Source organism: Marinifilum sp. D714 (assembly GCF_030851345.1).
Classification (GTDB): domain Bacteria; phylum Bacteroidota; class Bacteroidia; order Bacteroidales; family Marinifilaceae; genus Marinifilum.
Genome location: NZ_JALPNU010000003.1, coordinates 380,835 through 399,117, shown reverse-complemented (window position 1 = coordinate 399,117; position 18,283 = coordinate 380,835). Strand labels below are relative to the sequence as shown.

Here is an 18,283-nt window from a genome sequence, read left to right as displayed (position 1 = left end):
GATATCGCGAACTTGTAGCTCGTGTTCTGCGTAGCAGACTGCTTAACTGCCCAATGGCAGAGTCCCAGCTGCAAGCTCGAATTAGCAGGAGTATAAACACAAAACATTGAATGAATAATGGAGAAATAAACGCAATTGATTGTGTTTATATATAAGTAGTTTGCAATTTAATAACCAACTGTTCAAATGCTAAATAGAATATTTAAAAGCAAAAATACCACTCCTAGTTTTATTGTAAAAGGTAACAAATTCGAAATTGAAACAAGTGGATTAGTAGGAATCATAAATAAAGAAAAAAAGTTCTGCTGGGCAATTGATGTATATGCAAAACAAGGGCAAGTGGACAAACATTCCGTTTCTCCTAAATTCAGTTTTATAGAGCTTGAACCATCCACAGATTTTGAATATGACAAGTTCTTTATTTGGGATAAAACAACTGCATATAATAGTAAAACAGAGAATTGGAAAGGAGATTTCTACATATTTGATGCTCATTATTTCGAAGCAAGTTTGAAATTTACAAAACAAACCAAGAACGAATTTAATGTTGAAATTAAAGGAAAAGTTAATCTAAATCCTGAAACTTATCCAACTACTAATTTTGAGGAATTTTCTATAAATCAATTAATACCTTTTAATGGTATTTTAGTAGAGATTGACGACAAAGAATGTGCTTTTGAAATTGCGAAAAATGTTTTGGACATATCTGAAATGAAGTGGATAAAAAAAGATCAGGACAAACAGATGAATGATAATTGGATAAAATAACAGCATACAACCCCAGATAGCGCGGGCTTGTAGCTCGTGTTCTGCGTAGCAGACTGCTTAACTGCCCAATGGCAGAGATCCGAGCTACAAGCTCGACCCAGCAAGGGATAATGTAACAAAATAAACACAAGTGGGTAACTCACATCGTATCGTGATCTCACATTGGTCGGTAGATAAGGTGGTGGTTGAAAATTGTCCTAAAACTTAAGTAAGGCCGTTGTAGCTAATTTTCATCTCATAATCGCTTAAATTATAATATAATGAAGAAATTAATTCTTTTACTTATTCTATTTTCAGTATATAAAACAAGTTCCAGTCAGTCAATTCCATCCTTTTGGATGAACATATATGACTTAGAAGATTTATATGTGTTTAAATCAAATAATGTTAAGCAAATTGTAGCAAACAAAACTGGATATTATGCATCAGGAGCAACTTATAAAGAAAAGTGGATTTATAACTTTGTTGACTCCTTTAAGATTGTAGGGCAACTTCATAAAGATGGAGAGCTTAGATCTAGTTTTGAATATGAGTTCGATAAATCAGGAAAAGTTCTACGAAAGTCACTTGCATCTAAAAGACCTCTGGTTGGATGGCAATCTAAGGTTATTGAATATGAGTATGAATCTGATTTGCTAATATATGAAAAGAATTATAGTGAAGATTTACAATTAATTGACTATGCTCAATATGAATATGACTCAGATAGCAAACTTGTAAGGTTGACCATATTTGACGCTTCTGATAGAATTAAATCATATGAAACAGCCGAATATAATGATGCGGAAAAAACATTTATTTACAAGGTCTTTGATTCTAGTGGCACAGTAAAATTGGAAAAAACAGAGTCATTAAATTTGGACAAATCAGCAAACCAATTAAATGAATACGGAGATTTAGTATTGTTGAAATGGCCGAGGTCAAGATCAGGCACAAACGTTCTTCATAGTTTGGAGTATGAATATGATAACGAAGGTAATTGGATTAAAAGGAGATGGATAATTTTAGATGGCAAACAAAAGAGAAAAAGATCTATTGTAAGAAGGAAAATATCTTACAACAAAACAAACTAGCTACAACATCCCTAATGGCGAGAGGTATATGCTCGTTCTATTAATAGCAAAATGCTTATCTGTCCATTGGAAGAGGTCCGAGCTACAACCTAAAATCCGCAAGTAAAAGTGTAAAAAGTTGTAAAGCTTAATATTTCAAAGCTTTACAACTTTGATTTTTTCACCTAAATTGGTGATAAAACCTCGCACTATGAAAATACAACAAAGTTCTCATTTATCACCTTTTGGTGGTTTAAATTTTATACTGGAAGAATTTGAAAAGCTTAGAATCGATCAGTTATTAACCAGTAATCTACCCAAGTTAGCTTCTAATAGTCATTACTCTTGGAAAGACCTGATCTTTTCCTTCTGGTCTGTTTATTTTTGTGGAGGAAGCTGCATCGAAGATCTTGGAGAAAATTTCAGAGGTTTCCTAAGAGATAGTCCATATGTAAAAGCTCCAAGTCCAGACAGAGTACTTTCCAGATTTAAAGAACTTTCAAAACCAAAATATTTGTGTAAAACTCCAAGAGGCAAAGCCATTAATGAATTTAGCGAAAACACTGCACTGAATTTATTGAACATTAAAATACTAAAGAGAATAAATCCAGAAAAATATACAAGAAGAGATTTAATACTTGACTATGATAACACGATCATCTTTACCAATAAAGCTGATGCAAGAAATACCTATCTAAAAGAATATGGTTATTGTCCAGGTGTTGGAATAATTGGTAGTGACATTGTAGGGATTCAAAACAGAAATGGTAACAGCGTAGCCTATGCTTTACAAGAAAACACTTTGGAAACAATGTTTGAAAACTTAAAACAAGAAGGCATTTCGATTGATGCATTTCGAGCAGATAGTGGCTCTTATAAATTTGACATTTTAAATGTTGTTAATCGTCACGTCAACAAAGTTTATATGCGTGTAAAAATGCGGCCAAGTATTTATCACGTAATTAATAAAATAGACAATTGGGTTGAAATTACTGCAAAAGACGGAAGAACTTTGCACAGGGGATCCTCTAAATTTACTCCTTTCAAAAGAGCAGCACAAAACCAAAAGAAAAAAGATTTACTTAGAGAATATAGAATTATTGTTACCAAAGAAAATAACAATGACGGGCAAATCAATATTTTCACCAATGAAGCTTGTGTTTATAGTTGTATAATGACTTCTGATTTTGAAAAAACTGATGATGAAATAGTATTCTTATACAATCAAAGAGGTACTATAGAAAGAGAATTTGATGTATTAAAGAATGATTTTGGATGGAAACATTTACCATTTTCTAAACTTGAACAAAACACAGTTTTTCTAATCCTTACTGCAATGTGTAGAAATCTGTATGACTACATTATTCAAAAATTCTCATCTCTTTATCAGAATCTGAAATCGAATTATAGAATCAAGAAATTCATATTTCGATTCATTTGTATACCTGCAAAGTGGATCAAACATGCACGGTATAAACAATTAAAAATATATGGGAAAATAGCATTCAAGACTTAGTACGGACTGTCTGCTATTTAATTTCTTTTGTCAATGCCCAAGAACGGATACTCTTATAGAGTAACGAATGAGATACCTTTCTCTCATTATCAGCACACAACAGAAATTTCACTCCGTTGCATCCCGAAAATGAGTTTTTGTTTTACTTTTATCCGATCTTGAGCATTATTTATGATAATAGAATTCGAAAAATTACTGTTACATTAGATACCTGCGGATTTTAGGTACAAGCTCGAACCAGCAAGGAAAACAATGCCATTTAAATATAGATCATTTGTGAAATTCTTTGTTACTACTAAAAATCAACCTTTTCAGCAATATCCAAAAAATTCTCCAATAAAGGATTGGTATTTACCGAGTTCCATACCAACTTTAAGGTGGTGCGCTGAGGAATTTCATTCAGTTCAATGAACTTTATATTCATATCGTAACCCAGTTTTAAAGAGGTTGGAACAATGGATACCCCAAACTTGTTTTCAATTAATCTGAAAATGGAACTTGCATTTACCGTATTGTGTGAGATGATTGGAGCAAAGCCGGCATCATCGAAAATCTGCATTACCTTTTCGTAATAGGATTGGCTATAGGAAGAATCAAACAGAATGAAAGGTTCATCTTTAAATTGTGATAAACTTTTAAAGTTGCTGGCATCCACCTTGTGATCAGCAGGTAAAACCAGTGAAAAAGTATCCTCGAAAAGAGGAAGGATATTCAGACCTCTCGGCACACGTTCCATTCTTACAAAACCAACGTCAATTTCTTGTTTCAGCAAAGCTTTAATTTGCTTGTTGTTGTCCATTTCGTTGATGTCGAACAATACATTTGGATGTTCCTCCTTGAACTTTAGTAATAAATCAGGAATTACCCTTTGCATGGCCGAACCTACATAGCCCAGCTTTAAATGGCCATCCATACCATCGTTCAGTAATTTGGCATGCGAAATGATATCATCCAGGCGTTGAAAGTTGTTGATTAACTCTCTTTGCATGTATTCGCCAGCTTTGGTCAACTTCACTTTTCTATTGTGTCTTTCAAACAGATTAACCCCCAATGCTTCCTCCATTTGTTTGATCTGTCGACTCAAACCGGGTTGAGAGATGAATAATCGTTCCGAAGCTTTTCTGAAATGCAAGTCCTCGGCCAGTGCTAAAAAATACCTGAAATGTCTAAATTCCGTTTGATAACTCATAGTTATGAATCCCTAAATAAAATAGTATTGTTAGGTATCAAACTTAGTGATAACTTTACACAATTAGAAATCCTATTGCGATTACTCGGGTAATGTAATGGGAAAATTTAAGCAACAAATTTAGATCTAAATCAATATGAAGCAATTAATCGAATGTGTTCCTAATTTTTCTGAAGGGAACGACATGAATATCATTAAGCAGATCACTAACGAAATTGAATCTGTAGAAGGCGTTAGCCTAATTGACGTTGATCCGGGAAAAGCTACTAACCGTACAGTTGTTACTATGGTGGGAACTCCTGATGAGGTTTGTGAAGCAGCTTTTCGTGCTGTAAAAAAAGCGGCTGAATTAATTGACATGAGCAAGCACACTGGTGCTCATCCACGTTTTGGTGCTACCGATGTTTGTCCATTGGTTCCTGTAGCGAACATTACAATGGAAGAAACGGTTGAGTATGCACACAAATTGGCTCAGCGTATTGGTGAAGAAGCTGGCGTACCAGTATACTGTTATGAGCATGCTGCTCGTAAGGCAGATCGTAAGAACCTTGCTGTTTGTCGCGAAGGGGAGTACGAAGCTGTAAAAGAAAGAATCGGAACAGAAGAGTGGAAGCCAGATTTTGGACCAGCTGCATTTACTGATGAAGTAGCTAAATCAGGTGTTACTGCTGTTGGTGCTCGTAACTTCCTAATTGCATATAACTTCAACTTGAACACTACATCTACTCGTCGTGCTAATGCAATTGCATTCGACGTTCGTGAGCGTGGTCGTACCAAGCGTGAAGGAAATCCTATCACAGGTAAAATTGTGAAAGATGAAAACGGTAAACCAGTTATGATTCCAGGTACTTTGAAAGCTACCAAGGCAATCGGATGGTTTATTGAAGAATTTGGAGTGGCTCAGATCTCAATGAACATGACTGATATCTCTGTGACATCAATTCACGAAGCATTTGATGAGGTATGTGCTAAGGCTCAGGCTCGCGGTATCCGCGTAACAGGTTCTGAGTTGGTAGGAGTTGTACCATTGAAAGCAATGTTGGATGCTGGTAAGCATTACCTACGCATGCAAGGTCGTTCTACTGGTATTGCCGATCGTGAAATCATCAAGATTGCAGTGAAATCTCTTGGATTGGATGAATTGTATCCATTCGATGCTGATAAGAAAATCATTGAGTACATCTTGGAGAACGAAGCGAAGAAAGGTCAGAAGAAATTGGTTGACATGAACCTGACTGAGTTCGTTGAAGAAACAGCTTCAGAATCTATGGCTCCGGGTGGAGGATCTATCTCTGCTTATATGGGTGCTATGGGAGCTGCTCTTGGTTCAATGGTTGCTAATCTTTCTGCTCACAAACCAGGATGGGATGAGCGTTGGGAAGAGTTCTCTGATTGGGCTGAAAAAGGAAAAGAATACCACACCAAACTAACTTGGTTGGTTGATGAAGATACAAATGCATTCAACAAAATTATGGATGCGGTTCGTATGCCAAAAGGAAGCGAAGAAGAAAAAGCTGCTCGTGCTGAAGCAATGGAAGAGGCTACCAAGTTTGCAACTATGGTTCCTTTCCAAACTATGGAACTTTGTTTAGGTTGTATGGATGTTTGCAAAGCAATGGCTGAAATCGGAAATCCTAACTCGGTTACCGATGCTGGAGTAGGTGCATTGGCTGCTCGTTCGGGTGTAATTGGTGCATTCATGAATGTGAAGATCAATGCTGCTGACCTTACAGATAAAGCTTGGGCTGAAGACATCATCGCTAAAGGACAAGCAATTGTAGACAAAGCAGTAGCATACGAAAAAGAAATTGTTGATATAGTGAATACTAAGATTTAATAATTAGTGAATTACTATGTTGTTGTTGAACCTGCCAGTTTTCTGGCAGGTTTTTTATTATTTCAAAACTATAGACTTTTGATGCTCTCACTTGAGTGCTACTCTTTATATACATCTTTAAAATGTGAATTAGATGGTGTAACTCCTGCGGAGTATCAACCAAATTTTGAACATCATAGCTACCATCATGTAAGCGCTACGCGGTAATATGGGGACATGTAAGTATTGCCTGTAGGGCATATATCTTTGTAGCCCAGGATAAAGGAGTGATAACGACTGCCATCCTGGGTTAAAGTTGTAAGTTTAAATTCGTCGCACATGAAGACGTTAAAAATAGATTTCAGCTACAATGCGACGGAACAATCTATAGCATATTTAGTAAGCCATAATATAGACTTTTAAGAGAATAACGATCCTTAAAAAAAAGTGAAAATCTGAAATATTTGTGTATAAAGAGAAGTACTTGAGTGAGGGTATCAATCCAGATTTAATTGAGAGCCTCACTTTGAGTGAGACCCTAAGAGTTTTCTAATAAATCTTTTTTTTGAAGTCCGGCTAAATGTAATTTGTACAAAAACAATGAGAGCCACACATGTGTATGGCTCTCATTTGGTTCATCAAACAAATCTATTAGTTTGTTACTTTATTTAACTTGGCAATCATTCTTCTGGCCCAAAACATGTTTTCCGATTGTTCCTGAGCAAAATATTCTTCGTATCTAATTAATGCATCTAGAGCTTTCTTCTTTTCATTCAATCTCAGGTGAATCAATGCTCGTTCAGACCAAACCCATGGTAAATCGGCAACAGCATTATTTTCCGCTTTGTCAAGAATTGTAAGAATGTTTTGGTTATCCTCCTCGCTATAATTTGTGTGTCGCAATGCAACTGCTTTTAGCAAGTAAGTTTCTCCTTCAGTCCAATGTGATTGAATTGAGCGATTCAATAGAGGAAGAGCTTCAGTATAATACTCATTGGCCACCAATAATTTGGCGTTGGTTTTTAAACAGTCTGAAATGTAGGTGTCGTAGTCCTTATCAAGAATAGTCATTTTAATTCCAGTAGGTTTCAAATGATATTTCTTTTTATTCAAAATATTTTCAAATCTATTTTTAAGAAAAAAACGATTCTCCGAAAGTTCATTGATGGTTCCTCTGGATTGAGCCTCAAAAAATTGTAACCTTCTTATGACTTGAGCTAAAGCATGAACGTTTCGATTGTTTTTCATCATCCATTCCTGGGCGATCTCGTCAGCCTCATATATTCTTGAGCGATTGTAACCAACACCTAAGGCACTTAAAATCCCATAAGAAAGAAGTTCTGAACTTGCTCCCATAAAACTTCCCAGGTAATCGGCTTCCCAGTAGCTATCACCTTTATCTAATCTATTTGCTGTACTTGCAACATAAACACTTGCACCAATTATTGCAGAAATTGTTTTTTTTGTCTGCGTTGCTGTGTAGGTTTTTACGTTATGATCCAAGGTTAAATGAGCAATTTCTCTGGCTAAAATTGCCATTAATTCATCTTCTGATTGTAATAGTGATAGCATACCTGTACTAGTAATAATGGTACCATTGGCAAATGAAAATGTCTCTGGAATTGCAGATTTGATCACCTTAATGTTCAAATTGATTTTTTGTTGGGCAGGAAAATCTTTTGGGTGAATTTGATTGATCAATTGATACAAATAATCTTCCAATTCAGGGTCGATGTAAAAAGCATTTTGCTGCTCCAATTGAATAAGGTACTCTTGAGCTGCATCGTGCAATATTTTACGATTCTTGTAATTCCAGGAATGATTACTTAGAGCTGTATAATAATCTCCGGAATCGGCTTCATAAGAACTTTCTTGATCCATCCATTTTTGTGTCCAAAAACTGTAGTTTGATTTGTTTGCCATGCCATTAAAACAAACTAATAATAACACGATTAGGGTAAGTTTAGTTTTCATATTTATCGTTCTTTTGGTTATGTTTTTTTATAATCAAATATTATGCCAATCAATATCTTTGTTTAATAAAAATAATATTTTTTATAGAGATTACCATTAAGGAGTAAAAGCAATAAGAATTAAGGTAAGTTTGACTTCTATTGATTCTTAATTTAGTTATATGCATATACTAATCTATATAAAAATAAGTAATTGTAAAATAATGATTGTTTGTATATGTTAATGTGAAGTGGATTTGCAATAATATTGATGAGCCTTGTTGTTGAACCTGCCAGTTTTCTGGCAGGTTTTTATTTCAAAACTGCAGGCTTTTGAAGCTCTCACTTGAGTGCCAATCTTTATACACAAATACGAATAACGATCTGTTATTCATATTTGCTTTGATAATAGGCCTTATTAATTATTGACTTATTGCCGACGTAGCAATGCTTAAGTATTTTAATGTCACTTGACCTGATGGAATTCTTTTTGTTTATCGAGGAATGAGAAACTGACTTTGATTTTAATAACGAAATCAAAATTAATGGGTACTCTTTATTATTCATTACACATTACCAATTGTTAATTGATAACTCTGGGTTATTATATCTTGATAAAACTAGTCTTGTTGGGTATTAAAATACCGTTTACATTTGCAATAAATAAAACTGAGAGGTTTAGAATAAACGATATAAAATACTTAAACAATGTTTAAATACGGGATAGATCGACTAACAGTTGATAAAACAATACAGATTGCTCGTGGAGAGCTAAAAGCTGTCTTAACTGAAGAAGCTATTGCTAAAGTAAATGAGTGCAGAGCCAAGGTTGAGACTATGGCCAATTCAGACAAAGCGGTTTATGGTGTAAACACTGGTTTCGGACCTCTTTGTGATACTCAGATTTCACCAGAAGAAACCAGCAAACTTCAAGAGAACTTGCTTATTACTCATGCCGTTGGTGTAGGTAATCCAATTGGTAAGGAGTTGTCTAAAATCATGATGATTTGTAAGGTTCAAGCTTTATCTCAAGGGTTCTCAGGTGTTCGTTTAGAGGTGATTGAACGTATTTTATTCTTCATTGAAAATGATATTTTGCCAGTTGTACCTGAGCAAGGTTCTGTAGGAGCATCAGGTGATTTGGCACCATTGTCACACCTATTCTTACCTTTATTGGGTGAAGGTGAATTCTGGGTTGGAAAAGAAATTCTTCCTGCTAAAGAAGTATTGGCACAACATGGTTTGGAACCAATTAGTCTGGCTGCTAAAGAAGGTTTGGGATTGATTAATGGTACACAATTTATTTTGGCTCATACCATTAAAGGTCTGCACAGAATGGAATATTTGCTTGACTTGGCAGATGTTGCCGGAGCAATGAGCTTGGAAGGATTTATGGGAAGTGCAGCTCCTTACAAATCAGCATTGCACGAAATTCGTCCGTTCCCAGGAAATATAAAAGTTGCTGAGCGCATGCGCATGTTGCTTGATGAATCTGAAAACCTGGCATTGCATAGCAATTGCGAGCGTGTTCAGGATCCTTATTCATTGCGTTGTATCCCTCAGGTTCACGGAGCATCAAGAAATGCATTTGCTCACGTTAAGGAAATGGCGGAAATCGAAATGAATTCGGTAACTGATAATCCAATCGTATTGAGCGAAACAGAAGCAATCTCTGGTGGTAACTTCCACGGTCAGCCTTTGGCAATGGCAATTGATTACTGTGCTTTGGCAGCATCAGAGCTAGGTAATATTGCTGATAGAAGATGTTACTTGTTATTGGAAGGAAAATATGGATTGCCTCGTTTGTTGACAAATGGTGGAGGATTGAATTCAGGATTCATGATTCCTCAATATACAACTGCTGCATTGGTAACTGAAAACAAATCATTGTGTTTCCCTCCATCAGCTGATAGTGTTCCAACTTCATTAGGACAGGAAGACCATGTTTCTATGGGATCTATCTCTGGACGTAAGTTCAACCAGATTTTGGGTAACCTTGAGAAAATCTTTGCCATTGAGTTGATGTATGCTGCTCAGGCAATTGAATTCAGAAGACCAAACAGATTGTCTGATATCATCGAAAAGAATTTTGATATCATCAGATCTAAGGTTGACAAATTGGAAGACGATCGTGTGTTGAAAGATGATATCAATGCAATGGTTGAGTTTGTGAAAAACAGAGCTTTCATCGTAAAATAGGAGAAAATAAGATGACATTTCAAGAACAAATATTACAGGGAATTCCATCAGAATTGCCTGCAAAAAGAGAATATCCAAAGGATGCCAACAGAGCTCCTAAAAGAAAAGACATTTTATCGGTAGAAGAAAAGCAATTGGCTATTCGCAATGCACTTCGCTATTTTCCGGTAGAGTGGCATGCTGAATTGGCTCCTGAATTTGCACAGGAACTATTGGATTTCGGTCGCATTTACATGTATCGCTTCAAGCCAGAATACAAAATGTATGCTCGCCCAATCGAAGAGTATCCTGCTAAATCGAAGCAAGCTGCAGGTATCATGTTAATGATGCAAAACAATTTGGATCCAGCAGTAGCACAACATCCAGAGGAATTGATTACTTATGGTGGTAATGGTGCGGTATTCCAAAACTGGGCGCAGTACTTGCTTACGATGAAATATTTGGCGACCATGACTGATGAGCAAACTTTGCACATGTATTCAGGTCACCCAATGGGATTGTTCCCATCATCAAAAGGAGCTCCTCGTGTAATTGTTACCAACGGTATGGTAATTCCGAATTACTCGAAGCCAGATCATTGGGAGAAATTTAATGCACTAGGTGTATCACAATATGGTCAGATGACTGCAGGTTCATTCATGTACATCGGCCCACAGGGAATCGTTCACGGTACTACCATTACGGTAATGAACGCTTTCCGTAAAATGTTGAAAAAAGGTGAAACGCCATCAGGAAAGATCTTCTTGACAGCAGGTTTAGGTGGTATGAGTGGAGCTCAGCCTAAAGCTGGTAACATTTCAGGTTGTATTACCATTGCAGCCGAAGTAAATCCGAAAGCAGCAACCAAGCGTCACGAACAAGGATGGGTTGATGTTTTAGTTGACAATATGGATGACTTGGTTAGCCGTGTAAAAGAAGCTCAGGCTAAAAGTGAAGTTGTTTCTATAGCTTACATTGGTAATGTTGTTGATGTTTGGGAACGTTTCGATAAAGAGGATATTTTCATTCACGTAGGATCTGACCAAACTTCTCTTCATATTCCATGGACTGGAGGTTACTATCCAGTTGATGTGACTTTTGAAGAATCGAACCGATTGATTCGTGAAGAACCAGAGGTATTCAAAGAAAAAGTACAAGCTTCATTGCGTCGTCATGCAGCTGCAATCAATAATCACACAGCGAAAGGAACTTATTTCTTCGATTACGGAAATGCATTCCTATTGGAAGCTTCAAGAGCTGGCGCTGATATCATGGCTGAAAATGGCATCGACTTCAGATACAAATCATACGTTCAGGATATCTTAGGTCCTATGTGTTTCGATTACGGATTTGGTCCTTTCCGTTGGGTTTGTACTTCGGGTAAGCCAGAAGATTTGGATATGACCGATGAGATTGCAATGAATGTATTGCAGGAAATCATGGAATCATCACCAGAAGAAATCCAGTTGCAAATGCAGGATAACATTACCTGGATTAAGGATGCAAAGAAAAACAAAATGGTGGTTGGATCTCAGGCTCGTATTCTTTACGCTGATGCCGAAGGTAGAGCAAAAATTGCTGAGGCATTCAACAATGCCATTGCAGCTGGCAAAATTGGTCCTGTAGTTCTAGGTCGCGATCATCACGATGTAAGTGGTACCGATTCTCCGTTTAGAGAAACTTCGAACATTTACGATGGAAGTAAGTTTACTGCCGATATGGCTATTCACAATGTAATTGGTGATAGCTTTAGAGGTGCAACCTGGGTATCGATCCACAATGGTGGTGGTGTAGGTTGGGGAGAAGTAATCAACGGTGGTTTTGGTATGCTGCTTGATGGAACTCCTGAAGCTGATGCTCGCTTGAAAAACATGTTGTTCTACGATGTGAACAATGGTATTGCAAGAAGAAGCTGGGCCAGAAACGATGAGGCTATGTTCGCTATCAAACGTGAAATGGAACGTCGTCCAGACTTAAAAGTTACGCTTCCAAACTTGGTTGAAGATTCATTATTGGAAGACTTGTTTTAATACAAGAATTTCAATTTAAAATACAAAGGCTCAGGTTTTTCCTGAGCCTTTTTTTTACGTTTGTAATTTTAGTGCTGGTTTGTTTTTGAGATTAATTTTTAGCCCAAACAAAGGTCGTAAAATAATATTTCGCTTGATGACCAACTCATACAATGCAAAGCATCCTATAAGTGTGATTAAATTAATAATAACAAAATTCAGAAATGCAGGCATTCCTAATGGCAATATCAGGTAAGATGCTGCATATAATATCACCATGTGAATAATATAAATAGGATAAGCAGCCTCGCTTAGATAAGTTAATATATTGCTGGATTTATTAAGGTATTGAAAAGAAAATCCAAATACTGCAAATATCCATAAGTTTGACTCTATCGTCATTAGGTAGTTTGGTGATTGCAACTGGAAAATTACCAAACGGACAGTATATAATCCTGCTGCAAGAATTAGGAAGAGCCATTTCCATTTGATCAATGTTCTTCGGAGAGTTTCTCCAGCCAGAATAAACACAAAGCCAAAGAAAAAGGCCAGAAATCCTAATATAAATCCATGTAGAGTCATGGCATACAGCTCAAAAGGATTCGGATTAATAAGAATGGCTTCCAGTACAAAAGGTATCATCATAACGAATAATCCCAATGGTGTTTTGAACAGTTTATTCAACAAGCTCTTTATCACGAAATGATTCTTTTTCATATAGAGAAACAGAGGCAATAATATCAAAACATAGGCGAATATATTGCCTAAGAACCATAAATGACTTGGGTTTGCTTGGTAAGCAAGATCCTGATTGTAATAGTTCTTCCATATAAGAAAGTGAAGTGGTACAATACAAAACATTCCAAATAGAAAAGGAACTAGAATTCGAATGCTACGTTCCTGAAGTAGTTGTATCGTTGTTCTTTTACGCATGGCAAAGCAAACTCCCATTCCCGAAACGAAAAACAATAATGGAATTCTCCAGATATTCAGCATCGACATAGGAATCCAGATGCTTTCCAAGGATGTATCACTTTTGATAAAGCCTATAAATGGCGCCCATGGTTGAAATACAATGGCGATGTGGTAGATCAATAACAGTCCAATGGTAATCACTCTCAACCAGTCAATATCGTATCTTCTTTCTGTTGTTGTCATGATTTGTATTTTTTTTCAGAGGGCAATGCCCCCTGAATTTTATGGTTTATCAATTTATTACAAAAGGTCAGTTAGCTTTGCTGACTTAATAATTCTGCTACTTCAGGTCTTGTTTTTTCAATTCTGTCAAAGTTTAATCTTAAACCAAGAGGTCCTAATTCCTTATTAAAGAATTCATAAATACCTCTGACTTTTACAAATGGAGCCGAAACACTCTCTAAAGCGGTAGCACCAGCATTGTTCTTTACACTTTGATCAGCACCTTTTTCAATAAGAGTTTTCACAATGTCTGTTCTGCAAAAGAATGCTGCAACATGTAAGGCTGTGGAACCATCGTTGTTTTTAAGGTTTAAATCAGCCCCGGCATTAATAAGAGCTTTTGCAACTTCAGTTTTGCCAAATAAGCATGCCGTAATTAAAGGAGTAGATCCACCAATTGGTTCTTTGCTGTTTAAATCTGTTCCAGCTGCAATGTGTTGTTTTACAACTTTTACATTTCCCATGAATGTGGCAGCATGAATATCTGTTTTAGGAGCTTTTACTTTTTCAGCAGTATTTATTTTACTGTCTGCTGATTTTGAATTCTTGTTTTCGCATGAATATACTGCCAATACAAATAGGATATACATTCCAAACGCTAATAATTTATGTGCTTTCATTTTTACTGATTTTTAGTTCAACATTTATCTGATGTAAAGGTCTGGGAAATCGTGATGCAGATCATATCATTTAAAAATCCAAGAATATAAGCTTTTGAGCCTCAGTGTAAAATATGACGCATTTGTATAAAATATGATGCATGAAGTATTTTTTATCCATCGAAAAGGTCCAAATGAAGGAGAATATCTCTATGAATAGTGTTGATATTATTTGTATCTTTTTCTCAAATTATTGATGACAATTTTACCCCTATATAATGGCCAACCAATTATTTGAAGAGAATGAATTTCTGTTAAAGCTAAAATTACTTGTTGAAGAAAACCTATCCAACGAAAGTTTTGGTGTTTCAGAGTTGGCGGATGCAATAGGAATGAGTAGATCAAATCTCCTACGCAAAGTAAAAAAGCAATGCAACCTTTCCGTTAGCCAGTTTATCAGACAAATCAGACTTGAAAATGCGAAGGATCTTTTATTGGAAGGAGATTCTAATGTTTCAGAAGTTGCGTATCAAGTTGGTTTTAGCAGTACATCTTACTTCATAAAATGTTTCAGGGAATTGTATGGATATCCTCCTGGAGAAACAGGAAAGCATGAGCTTGCTGGAGTGGAAAGTGCTCCTCAAAAATCAAAATCACAAAAAAGACCAATAATAGTTGTAATTGTGGTTTTGCTTGGCATTTTTACTACTTTTTTTATTCTGAGCCCATTTCAAATTGGCAATAAAGAGGTGGATAAATCAATTGCCGTGCTTCCATTTAAAAATGATAGCAAGGATTCATCTAATGTATACATTGTAAATGGATTGATGGAATCGGTCCTAAATCATTTACAGAAAATTAAAGATGTAAGGGTTATTAGCAGGACTTCGGTGGAGAAATATCGAAATTCGAATCTCACAATTCCTGAGATTGCCAAGGAGTTGAATGTGAGATATTTTGTTGAAGGAAGCGGACAGAAAATCGGAGACCAAATTTTATTGAATATTCAGCTAATCAAAGCTAGTAATGATAAGCATTTGTGGGCAGAGCAGTACGATCGACAAGCCAGTGATATATTTAATCTGCAAAAGGAAGTGGCCAAGAAAATAGCCGCAAGTGTAGAGGCCATCATTACACCTGAAGAGGCGAAATTAATAGATAAAAAGCCCACAGATAACCTTGAGGCCTACGATGAACTGTTAAAAGGATTGGATTTGATGCGAAGAGGGAAGAGAGAGTATTTGCAGGAAGCAATTCCTTATTTTGATAAGGCCGTAGAATTGGATCATGAGTTTGCACGTGCCTATGCTTTTCGATCAATGGCTTATTACTATCTGGATATCTTTAAAGCAGAAAAGTTGTATACCGATCAGGTGATTGCGGATGCTGATAAGGCCATGTTGTTTGACTCAAAGGATTATCAGAGCTTAATTGCCAAAGCACTATCGTATGTAGCAAAGGATGAAAACCAAACTGCTGTTCCTTATTTTGAAAAAGCTTTGGAGTACAATCCAAACTCTGCTTATGTATTGAACTACCTATCTGATTTTTATGCCAATTACATGCCTGACACTCAAAAATATCTTGAGTATGCATTAAAAGGTATACAAGTGAATATTGCCGCCAACGATTCTGTAACTACAAGTTTTATTTATCTACATATTAGCAATGCGTTGATACAGACCGGATTTGTGGATGAATCAGAAAAGTTTGTAAATAAATCTTTGGAATATAATCCCAACAATTTGTATTCTGAATACCTGAGAGCATATATATTGTACGCTAAAAATAAAGATTTGAAAGAGACAAAGCAACTGATTATTGATGCTTGGAACAAAGATCAAACTCGCCTTGATATTTTGCAGGAAATTGGAAAAGTCTGCTACTGTCAGCGCGATTATGAAGAGGCTTACAGGTATTACAGCAAGTTTGTAAAAGCCAGGGAAGATGCCAATTTGGACATCTATCCCGGTGAAGATGCTAAAATTGCCCATGTGTATGCTAAAGTAGGCAAATACGAAGAGGCAAAAATATTTTTTAAGAGATATAAAGAGTTCGCCTACACACATCAATCCATATATAAAGAACTGAGTTTGGCTGTGTGCCATGTACAAGAAGGAGATGTGGAGAAGACTTTTGAACATTTGTATCGTTTTGCTGAAGTGGATAAATATCCTTACTGGATTCTTTTATTTCTTGAAGATGATCCTTTGTTTGATGATATCAATAAAACAAAGAGGTTTAAGAATTTTATGAACTTATTAGAGGAAAGATTTTACAAACGCCATAAAAACCTAAAGAAAGTATTAAAAGAGAAGAAATTGATCTAAAAGAAAAGGGTTCTCAATATATTGAGAACCCTTTTTATATCTGTAAGATAGATTATCCTGTTTCACAAATTCGTTCCAGCCTTTCCCTGTCAATAATTTCAAGATACCTGCCTTCCAAAGAAATGATTTTATCGTCCTTAAATTCTTTAATAACACGAGAAAGACTTTCAACCGACATTACAGTAATCTCTGCTAAGTCTTTTCGTGATAATGCCATCTCAAAGTTGTTGCTCTTGTACAAACGATCTGACAAGCATAAAAGAATATCAGCCAATCTTCCACTTGCTTGTTTTTGAGTCAAACAGAAGAGGCGTCCATAACCGCGAATGGTATTTTCGTTTAAGCGCGCAATTAATTTTGAAGCGAATCCAGGGTTTTGTTCAATAATTTTACTAATGGTGCTCATTTCGAAAAGACACACGGTAGTATTTTCGTAGGCAACAGCTGTGTAGTGAAAAACACTATTACCGAAAAGAGACTGTAATCCGATCATATAACCATCTTTTTCGATGGTCAAAATGATGTTTTTGTTATGACCTCCTTCGATGTACAATTTCACGAATCCATTCTTAATATAAATCAAATGTGAAGCAAGCATACCTTGCTTACATACTATTTCTCCTTTCTTAAAAGTGACTTCGAAGCGTCCTTGATCGATTAAAACTAACTCTTCTTCTGATAGTTCTTTGAAGCATGCAGATTTACTAACGCATTCTTTGCAACATGTTGTTTTTACTGGCATTGCCATAGTAAGGGAGATTTTAGGTTGTTGTATCTAGTCCTGTAAATATATACAAATTTAGAGTATAAATACATGTCAAGCGACAGCAAAAAACATGTAATAGATCAAGAAAACGCCTTTCCAACGTCAAACTATTTGTTCCAAATTACCAATTCTGGGTTGAGGAATTGGGGTATGATTTTCTAAAATCCGATACAAGAATCCTGTAATATTGTAATAGAGAAATAAATCTTTAATCGATCAATTGCAGATGTATTAAATCGAGTAAAAATTTCTAAGCAAAATAATTGCAATCGTTTGAAAAAAGGTGTGCAAAAATAATAATTCTTATCAAAATGTTACAGTTTTTAAACTTAAATATCGAATCTATGAAAACAATCAAGGCTTTTTTCTTTATCTGCCTTATTGCTTTAGTAGGATGTAACAGTAATTCTAGTGGTCCTGTTAAATCCTATGAAAGTGTTGATGAAATGGTAGCTGATATCCGTACAAATGTTACTGAGATATATGTGAGTGATTTTCACACATTAATGAACAGTGAAGATCCATATGTACTATTAGATGTACGCCTTCCTATGGAACACAATAGAGGTTATATACCTGGTTCTGTTTCTATTCCACGAGGTGTTCTTGAATTTAGAATTGGAAGTGAGAAGGTGTGGGATGAAGAGGGACTTTATGTACCGGAAAAAGAGGAACTACTTATTCTTTATTGTAAGAAAAGTAACCGCAGTCCTTTGGCCGCATTGCGTTTGCAGCAATTAGGCTACAAAAATGTAAAGGTAATAAGTGGAGGTTGGCATGGCTGGCACGAAGCTTATCCTGAAATCAGCGAAGATAATATTGAAGAAGGTGGGATGGAATATGCAGCCACCGAAGAAGAAGATTCTGGCGGATGTTAAACTTGAACTATCTAACCTGAATTATAACCTAAA

General features: G+C 35.9%; 13 protein-coding genes. 8 read left to right on the top strand and 5 right to left on the bottom strand.

What is annotated here, in order from left to right; translation table 11 throughout:
• Nucleotides 1-186 precede the first annotated feature (186 nt).
• From M0051_RS05205 to M0051_RS05195, 3 genes are all read left to right on the top strand, one after another.
• Nucleotides 187-768: a hypothetical protein gene (locus M0051_RS05205; protein WP_306740492.1), complete on the top strand. Its 582-nt coding sequence runs from the start codon at nt 187-189 to the stop codon at nt 766-768.
• Nucleotides 769-1,028: 260 nt separating this feature from the next.
• Nucleotides 1,029-1,841 carry a hypothetical protein gene (locus tag M0051_RS05200; protein WP_306740491.1) on the top strand — a complete coding sequence of 271 codons (813 nt, stop codon included), beginning with the start codon at nt 1,029-1,031 and terminating at the stop codon, nt 1,839-1,841.
• 190 nt (nt 1,842-2,031) lie between these two features.
• Nucleotides 2,032-3,336: an IS1380 family transposase gene (locus M0051_RS05195; protein ID WP_306740490.1), complete on the top strand. Its 1,305-nt coding sequence runs from the start codon at nt 2,032-2,034 to the stop codon at nt 3,334-3,336.
• 295 nt (nt 3,337-3,631) lie between these two features.
• On the opposite strand, the gene M0051_RS05190 is transcribed toward M0051_RS05195, so the two are convergent.
• The gene (locus M0051_RS05190) at nt 3,632-4,525 is read right to left on the bottom strand and encodes a LysR family transcriptional regulator (RefSeq protein ID WP_306740489.1); all 894 of its coding nucleotides are present in this window, start codon (nt 4,523-4,525) and stop codon (nt 3,632-3,634) included.
• Between the two features lie 136 nt (nt 4,526-4,661).
• On the opposite strand from M0051_RS05190, the gene ftcD reads away from it, so the two are divergent.
• Nucleotides 4,662-6,362 (top strand): glutamate formimidoyltransferase, encoded by a 1,701-nt coding sequence (gene ftcD, locus M0051_RS05185; protein ID WP_306740488.1) that lies wholly within the window; start codon nt 4,662-4,664, stop codon nt 6,360-6,362.
• Between the two features lie 630 nt (nt 6,363-6,992).
• On the opposite strand, the gene M0051_RS05180 is transcribed toward ftcD, so the two are convergent.
• On the bottom strand, nt 6,993-8,315 hold the full coding sequence (locus tag M0051_RS05180; protein ID WP_306740487.1) for a M48 family metalloprotease: 1,323 nt from the start codon (nt 8,313-8,315) through the stop codon (nt 6,993-6,995).
• A 686-nt stretch (nt 8,316-9,001) separates the two neighbouring features.
• Between M0051_RS05180 and hutH the strand changes: the two genes are divergently transcribed.
• Nucleotides 9,002-10,492 (top strand): histidine ammonia-lyase, encoded by a 1,491-nt coding sequence (gene hutH / locus M0051_RS05175; protein ID WP_306740486.1) that lies wholly within the window; start codon nt 9,002-9,004, stop codon nt 10,490-10,492.
• Nucleotides 10,493-10,503: 11 nt separating this feature from the next.
• Nucleotides 10,504-12,501 carry a urocanate hydratase gene (locus M0051_RS05170; RefSeq protein WP_306740485.1) on the top strand — a complete coding sequence of 666 codons (1,998 nt, stop codon included), beginning with the start codon at nt 10,504-10,506 and terminating at the stop codon, nt 12,499-12,501.
• 54 nt (nt 12,502-12,555) lie between these two features.
• Here the strand turns inward: M0051_RS05170 and M0051_RS05165 are convergent, their stop codons facing one another.
• Nucleotides 12,556-13,638, bottom strand: a complete 1,083-nt coding sequence (locus M0051_RS05165; protein ID WP_306740484.1) for an acyltransferase — start codon at nt 13,636-13,638, stop codon at nt 12,556-12,558.
• 71 nt (nt 13,639-13,709) lie between these two features.
• Complete coding sequence (locus M0051_RS05160; protein WP_306740483.1) at nt 13,710-14,297, bottom strand: ankyrin repeat domain-containing protein; 588 nt, start codon at nt 14,295-14,297, stop codon at nt 13,710-13,712.
• A gap of 257 nt (nt 14,298-14,554) precedes the next feature.
• Here M0051_RS05160 and M0051_RS05155 point away from each other — a divergent pair, with 257 nt between their 5' ends.
• Nucleotides 14,555-16,606, top strand: coding sequence for a helix-turn-helix domain-containing protein (locus tag M0051_RS05155; RefSeq protein ID WP_306740482.1), 2,052 nt, complete (start codon nt 14,555-14,557; stop codon nt 16,604-16,606).
• Nucleotides 16,607-16,658: 52 nt separating this feature from the next.
• Here M0051_RS05155 and M0051_RS05150 read toward each other — a convergent pair whose 3' ends face one another.
• The gene (locus tag M0051_RS05150) at nt 16,659-17,354 is read right to left on the bottom strand and encodes a Crp/Fnr family transcriptional regulator (protein WP_306740481.1); all 696 of its coding nucleotides are present in this window, start codon (nt 17,352-17,354) and stop codon (nt 16,659-16,661) included.
• A gap of 362 nt (nt 17,355-17,716) precedes the next feature.
• Between M0051_RS05150 and M0051_RS05145 the strand changes: the two genes are divergently transcribed.
• Nucleotides 17,717-18,250 carry a rhodanese-like domain-containing protein gene (locus tag M0051_RS05145; RefSeq protein ID WP_306740480.1) on the top strand — a complete coding sequence of 178 codons (534 nt, stop codon included), beginning with the start codon at nt 17,717-17,719 and terminating at the stop codon, nt 18,248-18,250.
• Nucleotides 18,251-18,283 lie beyond the last annotated feature (33 nt).

What these genes read in the sequence shown, in the direction of transcription:
- M0051_RS05160 (WP_306740483.1), bottom strand. Translation starts at nt 14,297, where the DNA reads ATGAAAGCACATAAATTATTAGCGTTTGGAATGTATATCCTATTTGTA.
- M0051_RS05145 (WP_306740480.1), top strand. Translation starts at nt 17,717, where the DNA reads ATGAAAACAATCAAGGCTTTTTTCTTTATCTGCCTTATTGCTTTAGTA.
- M0051_RS05165 (WP_306740484.1), bottom strand. Translation starts at nt 13,638, where the DNA reads ATGACAACAACAGAAAGAAGATACGATATTGACTGGTTGAGAGTGATT.
- ftcD (WP_306740488.1), top strand. Translation starts at nt 4,662, where the DNA reads ATGAAGCAATTAATCGAATGTGTTCCTAATTTTTCTGAAGGGAACGAC.
- M0051_RS05195 (WP_306740490.1), top strand. Translation starts at nt 2,032, where the DNA reads ATGAAAATACAACAAAGTTCTCATTTATCACCTTTTGGTGGTTTAAAT.
- M0051_RS05190 (WP_306740489.1), bottom strand. Translation starts at nt 4,525, where the DNA reads ATGAGTTATCAAACGGAATTTAGACATTTCAGGTATTTTTTAGCACTG.
- M0051_RS05150 (WP_306740481.1), bottom strand. Translation starts at nt 17,354, where the DNA reads ATGGCAATGCCAGTAAAAACAACATGTTGCAAAGAATGCGTTAGTAAA.
- M0051_RS05205 (WP_306740492.1), top strand. Translation starts at nt 187, where the DNA reads ATGCTAAATAGAATATTTAAAAGCAAAAATACCACTCCTAGTTTTATT.
- M0051_RS05155 (WP_306740482.1), top strand. Translation starts at nt 14,555, where the DNA reads ATGGCCAACCAATTATTTGAAGAGAATGAATTTCTGTTAAAGCTAAAA.
- M0051_RS05170 (WP_306740485.1), top strand. Translation starts at nt 10,504, where the DNA reads ATGACATTTCAAGAACAAATATTACAGGGAATTCCATCAGAATTGCCT.
- hutH (WP_306740486.1), top strand. Translation starts at nt 9,002, where the DNA reads ATGTTTAAATACGGGATAGATCGACTAACAGTTGATAAAACAATACAG.
- M0051_RS05180 (WP_306740487.1), bottom strand. Translation starts at nt 8,315, where the DNA reads ATGAAAACTAAACTTACCCTAATCGTGTTATTATTAGTTTGTTTTAAT.
- M0051_RS05200 (WP_306740491.1), top strand. Translation starts at nt 1,029, where the DNA reads ATGAAGAAATTAATTCTTTTACTTATTCTATTTTCAGTATATAAAACA.